The following is an 11814-nucleotide window of genomic DNA, read 5'->3' on the forward strand; positions in this document are numbered from 1 at the left end:
CTATTGAGCGTGGGAATGCTGAACAGGAACCGCCGGAGATTCCTGCTGTTTCCCCTCTTGTAAAAGGATGCCCAGTTTTTTTCGCGATAGAAAAAGACCTGCGTTCCACTTCAATGAAACACAGGTCTTGCCATTTCAAGTTAAACCATGGCCCATCAGAGCCAATGCTGTTGATTTAACTGCACACAGCTAAGGTGTGCCGACTACTCCCCCGGACTATCCAGTTCACTTTGACGCTCCTACTATAGCATACTACCAAAAAGCTGTCAATCTTTTCAAGCCAGTTTCCTGAATTTTTCTTCAAAGGCCGATAACAGACGGAAACTCAGAGAGATGTGAGATAGAAAAATCGCAGTCGGAAGTGGGCGTCCCTCCATCTGGGCAATACCAGCAGGTCGTGATTCCCGCTGCCCGTCCGCCCCGCATGTCAGAACTGAGGGAATCCCCAAGCAGAATCACCCGCTCCCGAGGCGGGTTTCCGATCCTGCGCAGCACTTCATCGAAATATTCCCTCCGGGGCTTGGAATACCCGATCTCCTGCGAAACGAACATCTCGCGGATATAGGGCCGCAGTTCGGAGCGGTTGAACCGGTTGGTCTGGATTTCCAGGATGCCGTTGGTGACGATGTAGAGCGGCAGGGATTCGGACAGGGTGCGGCAGAGGGAGAGCGCCCCGTCCCGCAGAAAGGCCCCTTCTCCGAGTGCCCGGCTGTAATCCCGGTTGAGTGCGTCCGGATCGAGCGGCAGTCCAAGCGCGCAGGAAAGCTCGGCGAACCGTTCTACCCTCAGCTCCGACTGGGTGATCTCCCCCTGCTCAAGCCGCTTCCACTGCGCAAGGTTGATTCGGGAATACAGTGGGACGACTGCATCTGCATCCGGAATCCGGTGCAGCTCACAGAGACGGCGTATCGCGGCATCTTCCGCCCTTCGAAAGTCGAAGAGGGTATCGTCCGCATCCATCAGGATAATACGGTAGTTCATTTGGACAGCTCCTTTTCTTTTTCAAACAGCCTCCAAGAGCGGGGCGAAGGTTCTGGGCCGGGATTCCACTGCCCGACGTGCTTGGCATGGCGGCGTTGGGAGACTCGCCGGACATAATCGCGGGTAATCGCGAATACCTGGTTGGAGAGGAAGAGAACCGCGATCAGGTTTGGAATGGCCATCAGCCCGTTGAAAGTATCTGAGAGACTCCAGACCAATTCGAGATGTCCGACACAGCCCACAGCGGTCATCCCGATAAACAGCAGCTGATAGATGCCGACCAGTTTTCTGCCGAACAGGTATTCAACCACCCGTTCGCCGTAGTAGGACCAGCCAAGGATCGAGGAAAATGCAAAAAATGCAATCGCTATGGCAACAAACAATCCTCCTGCCCGTCCGAATGCTCCTTCAAATGCTTCAATCGACATTCCTGCACCTTCCGCGCCGGAAAGATGCGTGCCCGAAACGATGATTGCGAGAGCGGTGATCGTACACATAACGATCGTGTCGGCAAATACTTCAAAGATCCCCCACATCCCCTGGCGCACCGGCTCTTTCACATTGGAGGCCGAGTTGACGATGACTGAGCTGCCCAATCCCGCTTCGTTGGAAAAGATCCCGCGCGCCACTCCATACCGGACAGCGCGCATCATCGCATAGCCGCCTGCACCACCGCCTACTGCCCGCAGGCTAAATGCCTCCTGAAAGATTGCGGAGAATGCATCGGGAAGCCGGTCTCGATGCAGCCAGAGAATCGCCGCTGCGCCCGCGGTGTATACAACTGCCATCAGCGGGACGCACCGTTCGGCAACCGATGCGATCCGTTTGATCCCGCCGAGTACGACCAGTCCACAGAGCAGGGCGACAACGATGCCGGTCGAAAGGGGAGCGATCCGTAAAGCGGACTCGAGTGCACCAGCGATCGAATTGGCTTGAGTCATATTTCCGATTCCAAAGGCAGCGAACATACAGAAGAGTGCGAACAACACAGCCAGCCATCGGCAGCCCAATCCACGCTCGATATAGACCATTGGACCGCCGACCCAGGCACCTCGTTCATCCCGGTAGCGGTAGTGGTTTCCGAGGACGTTTTCGGCGTATTTGGTCATCATTCCAAAGAATGCGGAAACCCACATCCAGAAGATAGATCCCACGCCGCCTGCGGCGATCGCGGTTGCGACCCCGACAATGTTTCCGGTGCCGAGCGTCCCGGCAAGCGCGGTCGAAAGCGCTTGAAATTGTGAAATCGAGTGAGGGTCCCGCTTGTCATGCACCTCTTGGTCGAGAAAAATTGCGACAAGCGTTTCCCGCAGCAGCAATCCAAAATGCCGTATCTGAAAAAAACCGGTGCCGACGGTGAAATAAATCCCAACCAGCAGCATAAACCCGACCATCGCCGGCCCCCAGACAAGGCCGCTCAACAGGCTGTTCAGGTCAGTAAGTGTCCGAAAAAATCCCTCCATTAACCAGTCTCCTTCGATATCAGAATCATACCATCCACCTCCCGGAAAGTCAATCGGAAAGGCGCTTGGAAACGAGTTCGAGCGCTCTGTGATACGGTGGGTGAAGGGGGCGGCGCATTCCTACGGAAGTTCCTACCGCTGTTAAGCAACCCTCTGCGATCGTACTGTCGCAGGCTGACGATGATTCTTTTCAGCGTTTCTGATGATAGGATGATAGGCTATTTATATGCAGAGAATGGAGATAGTCATGTCATTTTTTATTGGCTATACGGCTAATCGGCAATCGGCACAGCAGAAAATCCCATATCAATTCAAAGTGAAATGTGCGTTGTTTTCTTTTTCATAAACTACTTGACAAACTATATTATACATCATATAATATGGGTAAAGACAATGATATACATTGTATAATATTATTTATAGGAGTGGTTGCATGGTTTTTCAGCTTGGCTCGGCATTGCTCGACGCCTGCGTACTTGCAACGCTCAACCGGGGAGATGCTTACGGCTATGTCCTGACCCAGACAGTCAAATCGGTTGTCGAGGTTTCGGAGTCGACGCTCTATCCGGTTTTGCGCAGGCTGCAAAAGGACGGTGCGCTGACCGTTTATGATGAACCGTTCAATGGGCGGAACAGGCGATACTACCGCCTGACCGACATTGGCAGGGAACGATTGGCGCGGTATGTTTCGGAATGGGAAACATTCCAGGAGGGCGTGGACAAACTGCTTTTAGGGGGTATCGGGGATGACCAGGAATGAATTTATGTTTCAGCTGCGTACCAAACTCAAACGGCTGCCGCAGAGCGATGCAGAGGATGCAATCGCCTATTATCAAGGCTACTTTGACGATGCCGGTCCGGAAAACGAACAGGAGGTGATCGAGGAGCTGGGTTCTCCGTCCGAGGTAGCGGGCAAGATCATCCGGGAGTTTGCGTTCAAACAGCTCGAAAACCAGCCGGACAGCAAAAAAGGAATGGGGACCATCGGCTGGGTGGTGCTGATCGTCCTTGCGTCGCCAATCGCCCTGCCGGTTGGGATCGCGATCCTGGCTGTATTTTTCGCGGTTATTGTCTCGGTGCTTGGGATTCTCCTTGGGTTGGGGGCCGCCGGGCTGGTGGCTGCGGCAGTGGGTATATTTTCCGCGGTCGTGGGGATGACGAGCCTTGTATCCGACCCGGCCAGCACGCTTTATTATGTGGGCAGGGGGATGATTGCGCTGGGTTTCGGCGCGGCAATCCTCTGGGTGGCCTGCTGGCTGGCACGTATGGCGGTAGTCGGGATTTCCCGCCTGACGGCAAAATGGATGAAACGGAGGTCTGACAAATGAAAAAGTCGGTAAAAGTATTTTGGAGCATGTGCTGTGCGCTGGTGGTGATGGGCGGCGTTTTTACACTGGCGGGGCTCCTGCTGGGGATGGACGTTCGCGCAGTTTCCGAGACGTTCCATATTGATGAACAGAACCTGGAAGCGTTCCAGGAGATCGACATCGCGGTGATAACGGCGGATATTGAGGTTGTCTATTCCGACCACTACGGGCTGAAAGCCGACCTGAAGGGGAAAGGGCGCGGCAGCGCGGCCAGGACATCGTGGTCTGTGTCGGGCGGAGAGCTGAAGCTGAAAGAAAAAGATAGAAAGACCGGGTTCAAAGATTTCATGGGTGCCGTTACAAACCAGAAGATGGACTGGGAAGGGAAAGTGACCGTCTATCTGCCGCAGGGCGCCGCGCTCGAACAGGCTGTTTTTTCGGTGGTCGATGGGGATATGAATGCAGAGAAGCTGGAGGCGGGGAAGTTTTCCCATGCGTCTGTTTCGGGAGACCTGCATCTGAAAAACTGCCGGTTCGATTCCTTTGAATTTAATACGGTCAGCGGGAGGGCCGACGTGGAGGACTCGAACCTCGGGTATGCCGAGATTGCAGGGGTTTCCAGCGATTTGAACCTGCTGCGGGTGACAACGTCAGAGCTGTCCTGCGATGCGGTTGACGGGGACCTGAAGTTTGTGGGGAAACCGCTCGGGAAAACGAGCATCACCTCGATGTCCGGGGATGTGATATTTGAAATTGACGGGCAGCGGCAGGACTATGAGATTGAACAGGCGGCTTCGTGGGAGGGGCTGTCACGGGTGAAGATCATCGACGGGTCAGGCGGCGAGGAGCAGAGCCAACCCGGCAAGCCCAACCGGATCGAAATTTCGGCAATGAGCGGGGAGGCTGTGATTACATTCCGGTAATTTGTTCACAAATTATACTTGATTTTCTCAACAGGTTGTATTATAGTATAGTTAGCACTCGGAATAAATGAGTGCTAACTATTTTGTTTTTTTAAACATTGAGAATAAAGGATGGATTGTTTTATGCAGACAAAGCAGTTTCAGGCGGAATCCAAACGCCTGCTCGACCTGATGATCAACTCGATCTACACCCATCGGGAAATCTTCCTGCGCGAGCTGATCTCCAACGCGTCCGACGCGATCGACAAGCTCTATTACCATTCGCTGTCGGACGGTACGACCGGCCTCTCCCGCGCGGATTTCGCGATCAGCCTCGCGGTGGACAAGGACGCCCGCACCCTGAAGATCACCGACAACGGCTGCGGCATGACCGCTGAGGAGCTGGAGAGCAATCTCGGCACCATTGCCAAGAGTGGTTCGCTGGCGTTCAAGCAGGAGAACGAGAAAAACGATGAGATCGACGTAATCGGGCAGTTCGGCGTCGGGTTTTATTCGGCGTTTATGGTCGCATCCTGTGTCACCGTGGTGAGCAAGCCGTTTGGTTCGGAACAGGCGTTCCGCTGGCAGTCGTACGGCGCGGATGGCTACACGATCGAGGAATGTGAGAAGGAAGGGCATGGCACCGAGATTACGCTGGTCATCAAGGAGAACGAGGGCGAGGAGAGCTATGACGAGTTTCTCGAGCCGCATCGGATTTCGGGCATCGTGAAAAAATACTCCGACTATATCCGCTACCCGATTCGGATGGATATGCCTGCAACCCGCGTCAAGGAGGGCAGCCCGGAGGACAAGCCCGAGTATGAACAGTATACGGTGAACGAGACGCTTAACAGCATGGTGCCGATTTGGAAGAAGAGCAAATCCGAGGTCACCGATGAGGATTACAACAATTTCTATAAGGACAAATTCTTTGATTATCAGGACCCGGTGCGGGTGATCCACAGCAGCACCGAGGGCGCAGCGACCTATAACGCACTGCTGTTCATCCCGGCCCGCGCGCCTTATAACTACTACAGCCGCGAGTATGAAAAAGGGCTCCAGCTCTATGCCTCCGGCGTGCTGATTATGGAGAAGTGCGCGGACCTGCTGCCTGACTGTTTCAGCTTTGTGAAGGGTTTGGTCGATTCGCAGGACCTGAGCCTCAACATCTCCCGTGAGATGCTCCAGCACGACCGCCAGCTCAAGATCATTGCGGGGCGTCTGGAAAAGAAAATCCACTCCGAACTGCTCACGATGCTTAACAATGAGCGGGAAAAATACGAGGAACTGTTCAAAAATTTTGGTCTGCAGCTCAAATATGGCGTCTATAACGAGTTCGGCGCGAAGAAGGACCTGCTTTCCGACCTTCTGCTCTTCTGTTCGAGCAAGGAGAAAAAGCTGGTTTCACTCTCCGAGTATACCGACCGGATGGGCGAGGGACAGAAGTACATCTATTATGCCTGCGGCGAAACAGTGGAAAGAATCGACCGCCTGCCCCAGACCGAGCGGATCAAGGACAACGGCTTTGAAATCCTCTACTTGACCGATGATGTGGACGAGTTTGCGCTCAAGATGTTGCGGGAATTTGGCGGCAAGGAGTTTCGCTCGGTTTCAGACAGTGATCTCGGGCTGGAGAGCGAGCAGGAGAAAGAGGAGACCAAAAAGCAGAATGAGGACAACAAAGAGCTGCTTGACTTCCTCAGGGAGTCGCTCGACGGTAAGGTGAAGGAGGTCCGGGTTTCGGACCGGCTCAAGTCCCATCCGGTCTGCCTGAGCAGCGGCGGGGAGATCACCCTTGAGATGGAGAAGGTACTCAACTCGATGCCCGGGTCGGAAGGACAGGTCAAGGCAGATCGTGTCCTGGAGCTGAACCCGTCCCACCCGGTGTTTACAACCCTCCAGAAGCTCTATGCCGAGGATAAGGATAGGGTGAAGGCATATGCGGGTCTGCTTTATGCACAGGCAGTGTTGATTGAGGGGATGTCGCTCGAAGATCCGGTTGCATTTTCTAATGCAGTTTGTGACCTGATGTCCAAAGAATAACAGGATATTTTGGGTCGGCAGATGGTCCCTGGGATAAAAGTGGACTATTTGTCGGCCCTCTTTTTGTGGAATATCACCTTTTTTATCATTTGCTGCAAAGAATCTGTGTCGACTGCTTGCAGGAACTGCATATTTTGTGGTATCTTAATACATGGGTACGTGGGATTGTGGCTACCCTGCGCCTGATGTTTTTAAAAAAATAATTGTTTTTAAAATATTTTATAAGTATTGGAAGTTGGGCAGCGGATTTCAGGTATTCCCCAAAAGGGCAACAGCGCAATAGCAATGTATGGTTCATCCAAATTGGTTTTCGTTTCGTTCCAGTTTATATTTTGATATAGAAGGAAGGGAATCCCATTTGCAGCACATGCAGAAGCAGAAAATCCTGATTGTGGACGACTCCGAGATGAATCGTTCGATTCTGGCGGATATGCTGGGAGAGGAATACGAGATATTGGAGGCGGAAGACGGCGTACAGGCGATAGCAGCCCTTCAGAAGCATGGAATGGATCTGTCGCTTGTTCTGCTCGACATCGTGATGCCCGAGATGGACGGATTCGGGGTGCTGTCGGTTATGAACAAGCGTCACTGGATCGAGGAAATTCCTGTGATTATCATTTCTTCGGAAACCCGCTCCTCCCACATGGAGCGGGCGTTCGAGATGGGTGTCACCGATTTTATCAGCCGTCCGTTCGATGCGCTGATCGTCCACCGCCGGGTGGTCAACACCATCCTGCTCTATGCCAAGCAGAAAAAACTGGTGGGTCTGGTGGCAGATCAGATTTATGAAAAAGAGCAGCGCAGCAACCTGATGATTGATATTCTCAGCCAGATCGTAGAGTTCCGAAATGGGGAGAGCGGGCTTCATGTCCGCCATGTTCATATTCTATCCGAGCTGATGCTCAAAGAGCTGATGCAGATGTCTGACCGCTATAAGCTTTCCCGGGCGGATATCTCACTCATCAGCACTGCCTCGGCGCTGCACGACATTGGGAAGATTGCGATTGACGAGGCGATCCTCAATAAGCCAGGCAGGCTGACGCCCGAGGAGTTCGAGGTGATGAAAACCCATTCAATGATTGGCGCGAACATGCTGAAAGAGATGCCAATTCACCAGAATGAACCGCTGGTCAGGGTTGCCGCTGAGATATGCCGCTGGCATCACGAGCGGTACGATGGCCGGGGTTATCCGGATGGATTAAAGGGGGACGAAATCCCTATCTCCGCCCAGATTGTAGCGCTGGCGGATGTCTATGACGCTCTGACCAGCGACCGTGTCTATAAAAAGGCGATCCCGCATGAGGAAGCGGTGAAGATGATTCTGGATGGGCAGTGCGGAACGTTCAATCCGCTGCTGTTGGATTGCCTGACCAATTCGGCCGAAACCATCCAGAGGGAACTGAGCAGCGATTCGCCGGCGCGGGCAAGCCAGCGGGAGATGCGCAATATCGCAGACGAGATGGTTCGCCATGAGGAGCTGGCGGCATCTGAACGCACCCTTTATCTGCTCGAGCATGAACGGATGAAGTACAGATTCTTTGCGCAGATGACGCAGGAAACTCAGTTCGAATATACTGTATCACCCGCGATGGCGACTATCACCCCATGGGGTGCCGAGCAGCTGGGGCTGGATGAGCTGATTATGGACCCGCTCAACGACAAAAGGGTTCGCTCGCTGCTCAATGAGGGCGACTGGCAGCGGATGATCGAGACGCTGCATGCCACCACCCCCGAAAACCCGACGGTAACGCATGTCTTTAAAGTCAACCAACATGGAAGATGGAGATGGTCACGGATCATCATCCAGTCGATCTGGTCGGCCGATGATCCACCACAGTATACAGGGGCAATCGGAAAGGCGATTGATATCCACGATTCTCAGGCTAAGATGGATACACTTGAGCGGATGGCTTCCCACGACCAGCTTACCGGCCTGCTGAACCATGCCAGTGCGAAAAAGCAGATCGTGAAGCGCATGGAGTCCAGCCTTGACAGTCAGTTCGCGTTGGTTATCTTTGATCTGGATCACTTCAAATTTTTCAATGATAACTATGGGCACGATTTTGGCGACCGTGTTCTGGTACATATGGCGGAAAAATTGCGGCAGAGGATCCGAAAATGCGATATTGCCGCCCGGATTGGCGGAGACGAGTTTCTGATCTTTCTGGAATATCGGGATGATGTGGAGCCGATTATCAAGCGGATCTTCTCGTTCCTTTCCGGCAACTACGGGAATTTGGACATTTCAATCAGCATGGGGATTGCGGAAGCGTCGCTGCTCGGCGCGGATTATGACTCTTTGTTCCATGCAGCAGATCAGGCGCTTTACATAGTGAAACGAAACGGCAGAGGATACTATCGCTTTTATAATAACATGATGCGGGATGTTCTTTCCCGAATCTCTCCGATTGAAAGCGAAGGAAGGCCGTCGGCTCATCATCCGCACGAATCCGCCGCAGGATCGACTGAAGAGGAGGATGCCAAATGACATTACAGGAATGCTATGCAGCGTTTGGAGGGGATTATGAAGGGGTAGTAGCCCGCCTTCGCAGCGAAAAGACGGTAAAAAAATTTGCACTGAAATTTCTCAACGATAAAAGCTATGATCTGCTTTGCAGTTCCCTTGAGAAGGGGGACTATGGGGAGGCATTCCGCGCATCCCATACCCTTAAGGGCCTGTGTCAGAATCTGGGGTTCAGCAGGCTTCTGGAATCCAGCACCCGCCTCACCGAAGCGCTGCGATACGGCTGGAGCGCGGAAGCTGCCGGGCTGATAGATAAGGTAGCGGACGACTACCGGCAGACTGCCAGAGCAATCCAGCAGCTGGATGAATGAGAACTCTACGCGAAAATAACCTTTTGAGGTGATCTTATTTGAAAAACGAAACGACCCGTTTCCTGAAGACCAGTCTGATTCTGGTGCTGACCCTCTGCGTGGTAACCTTTACGGGTTTGGCGGTTATCATGAACCGGAAAAGTTCGGACACGATCAGCAGGGTGGGGTTGACCTATATGGAGGGGATGAGCCAGCAGGTTTCCCAGCATTTTGCCACGACGATGAAGCTGCGTCTGGAACAGATGGAGGCTTTGGTTGAGATGATCCCGCCTGATACAGCCGCTAGTATGGACAGCCTGCGGGAAGAGCTGTCTTATAATGCGCGGATCAGAGGATTTGTTGAGCTGGCTTTCTATTCCCAAGACGGCAATTTTGAGATGATCTGTGGGGACGGGGTGAAGCTAGCCGATCCGCCGCCGTTTTTACAGTCGATGAGAAACGGTGAGGAGAAGGTGGCGGTAGGTACCGACAACGAGGGAAACCGGATTCTGCTGCTGGGTGTGCCTTCACAATATCCCATGTCAGATGGCGAAGTGTGTATCGCTCTGGTGGCGGCGCTTCCGATTGACTATATCAGGGATACGCTCGCGCTGGAGACCAATGATCTGGTGAACCTGCATATCATCCGCCAGGACGGAAGTATGGTGATCCGGGGAAGTGATGTTTTCCGGGAGAGTTATTTCGACCGGATTCGGGCGGAGTTTTCGACGATCAGCGGCGCGGATGCCGAAGCATATCTGTCCGAGCTGCAGGAAGCGATGTCGAAAAACGAGATTTATTCCAATGTGCTCGAGATCGGACGCGATCGTAGTCATGTCTATTGCACCTCGCTGCCCTATTCCGAATGGTATCTGGTGATGGTCATGCCCTATGGCCAGCTTAGTGAGATGGTCACCGATCTGAGCAGCCAGTGGATCTGGATGGTCTTGGGCGCTTGCGGACTGATTCTGGCCGCGCTGATGCTGCTTTTCTGGAAGTATTTCCGCCTGATGCACCAACAGATGGTGGCGCTGGAAGAGGCGCGCGAGAGCGCGGAACACGCGAACAAGGCAAAGAGCGAGTTCCTCTCTAACATGAGCCACGATATCCGCACCCCAATGAATGCCATTGTGGGAATGACAGCCATTGCCACAGCCAACATCGATAATCCCCAGCAGCTTCAGAACTGTTTGAAAAAGATTGCCCTTTCCAGCAAACATCTGCTGGGATTGATTAACGATGTGTTGGATATGTCCAAGATCGAGAGCGGGAAGATGACCCTCAATATGGATCAGGTTTCCCTGCGGGAGGTCATGGACAGTATCGTGGGTATCATACAGCCGCAGGTGAAAGCAAAAAAGCAGCATTTTGATGTGTTCATTCATGACATTTCTACTGAGAATGTCTATTGCGATAGTGTACGCCTGAATCAGGTTCTGCTGAACTTCTTGTCCAATGCGGTTAAGTTTACGCCGGAAGACGGTTTCATACAGGTGGCACTCTATGAGGAAGAGTCCCCGAAAGGGGATAAATATGTCCGTATTCATCTACAGGTGAAGGACAGCGGAATTGGGATGTCTGAGGAATTCCAGAAAAAGGTTTTTGAGTCGTTTGTACGGGAAGACAATACCCGTGTCCATAAAACAGAGGGAACCGGCCTTGGAATGGCGATCACAAAATATATCGTAGATGCGATGGGCGGTACGATTGCAGTGAACAGTGCACCCGGCAAAGGGACCGAATTCCATGTCACTCTGGATATGGAAAAAGCAGAACTCCAGGAGATGGACATGGTTCTGCCTAACTGGAATATGCTAGTGGTGGATGACGACAAGCAGCTCTGTGAGAGCACAGTCGCTTCTCTCGAGTCGATCGGGGTCAACGCGGAGTGGGCGCTGGACGGCGAAAGTGCAGTAGAAATGGTGAAAAAACGCCATTGTCAGCATGATGACTATCAAATTATCCTCCTGGACTGGAAACTTCCGGGAATTGACGGGATTGAAACCGCCCGCCGGATCCGCAAGCATACAGGTGACGATGTGCCGTTGCTTTTGATTTCTGCTTACGACTGGAGTGAGATCGAGGAAAATGCCAGGGGAGCAGGGATCAGTGGTTTCATCTCCAAGCCGCTCTTTAAATCTACGCTGTTTTATGGCCTCAAGAAGTTTGTTGACCCTCTGTGGCAGGCACAGGAGGACACCTTGGAGAGCAGCGAACATTTCAGCGGCAGGCGTATTCTGTTGGCCGAGGACAACGATCTCAACTGGGAGATTGCGGAGGAGTTGCTTTCTGACCTTGGCCTGG

General features: G+C 52.9%; 9 protein-coding genes. 7 read left to right on the top strand and 2 right to left on the bottom strand.

What is annotated here, in order from left to right:
• Positions 1–300: 300 nt before the first annotated feature.
• A complete protein-coding gene (locus D5269_RS12385) occupies positions 301–981 on the bottom strand; it encodes a YjjG family noncanonical pyrimidine nucleotidase (protein ID WP_120485731.1) in 681 nt (226 codons plus the stop codon).
• On the bottom strand, positions 978–2444 hold the full coding sequence (locus tag D5269_RS12390; RefSeq protein WP_120485732.1) for a sodium:alanine symporter family protein: 1467 nt from the start codon (positions 2442–2444) through the stop codon (positions 978–980). Before D5269_RS12390 ends, D5269_RS12385 begins: the two co-directional genes overlap by 4 nt.
• A 433-nt stretch (positions 2445–2877) precedes the next feature.
• Here D5269_RS12390 and D5269_RS12395 point away from each other — a divergent pair, with 433 nt between their 5' ends.
• The 7 genes from D5269_RS12395 to D5269_RS12425 form a co-directional block, all read left to right on the top strand.
• Complete coding sequence (locus D5269_RS12395; protein WP_016316044.1) at positions 2878–3204, top strand: PadR family transcriptional regulator; 327 nt, start codon at positions 2878–2880, stop codon at positions 3202–3204.
• Positions 3191–3772, top strand: coding sequence for a DUF1700 domain-containing protein (locus tag D5269_RS12400; RefSeq protein WP_120485733.1), 582 nt, complete (start codon positions 3191–3193; stop codon positions 3770–3772). Before D5269_RS12395 ends, D5269_RS12400 begins: the two co-directional genes overlap by 14 nt.
• Entirely contained in the window at positions 3769–4674 is a 906-nt protein-coding gene (locus D5269_RS12405) for a DUF4097 family beta strand repeat-containing protein (RefSeq protein ID WP_120485734.1), read from the top strand. Before D5269_RS12400 ends, D5269_RS12405 begins: the two co-directional genes overlap by 4 nt.
• A gap of 123 nt (positions 4675–4797) precedes the next feature.
• Positions 4798–6696 (top strand): molecular chaperone HtpG, encoded by a 1899-nt coding sequence (gene htpG, locus D5269_RS12410; RefSeq protein WP_120485735.1) that lies wholly within the window; start codon positions 4798–4800, stop codon positions 6694–6696.
• Positions 6697–7063: 367 nt separating this feature from the next.
• Positions 7064–9184 carry a diguanylate cyclase gene (locus D5269_RS12415; protein WP_120485736.1) on the top strand — a complete coding sequence of 707 codons (2121 nt, stop codon included), beginning with the start codon at positions 7064–7066 and terminating at the stop codon, positions 9182–9184.
• Complete coding sequence (locus D5269_RS12420; protein ID WP_016316049.1) at positions 9181–9531, top strand: Hpt domain-containing protein; 351 nt, start codon at positions 9181–9183, stop codon at positions 9529–9531. The genes D5269_RS12415 and D5269_RS12420 overlap by 4 nt, the downstream gene beginning before the upstream one ends.
• Before the next feature lie 38 nt (positions 9532–9569).
• A partial coding sequence (locus D5269_RS12425; RefSeq protein ID WP_243126817.1) for an ATP-binding protein occupies positions 9570–11814 on the top strand: 2245 nt, incomplete at its 3' end.

This window comes from Anaerotruncus sp. 1XD42-93 (assembly GCF_009917605.1).
Lineage (GTDB): Bacteria > Bacillota > Clostridia > Oscillospirales > Ruminococcaceae > Anaerotruncus.

Coding starts and splice junctions, on each gene's coding strand:
- D5269_RS12385 (WP_120485731.1), bottom strand. CDS start 981: ATGAACTACCGTATTATCCTGATGGATGCGGACGATACCCTCTTCGAC.
- D5269_RS12390 (WP_120485732.1), bottom strand. CDS start 2,444: ATGGAGGGATTTTTTCGGACACTTACTGACCTGAACAGCCTGTTGAGC.
- D5269_RS12395 (WP_016316044.1), top strand. CDS start 2,878: ATGGTTTTTCAGCTTGGCTCGGCATTGCTCGACGCCTGCGTACTTGCA.
- D5269_RS12400 (WP_120485733.1), top strand. CDS start 3,191: ATGACCAGGAATGAATTTATGTTTCAGCTGCGTACCAAACTCAAACGG.
- D5269_RS12405 (WP_120485734.1), top strand. CDS start 3,769: ATGAAAAAGTCGGTAAAAGTATTTTGGAGCATGTGCTGTGCGCTGGTG.
- htpG (WP_120485735.1), top strand. CDS start 4,798: ATGCAGACAAAGCAGTTTCAGGCGGAATCCAAACGCCTGCTCGACCTG.
- D5269_RS12415 (WP_120485736.1), top strand. CDS start 7,064: ATGCAGAAGCAGAAAATCCTGATTGTGGACGACTCCGAGATGAATCGT.
- D5269_RS12420 (WP_016316049.1), top strand. CDS start 9,181: ATGACATTACAGGAATGCTATGCAGCGTTTGGAGGGGATTATGAAGGG.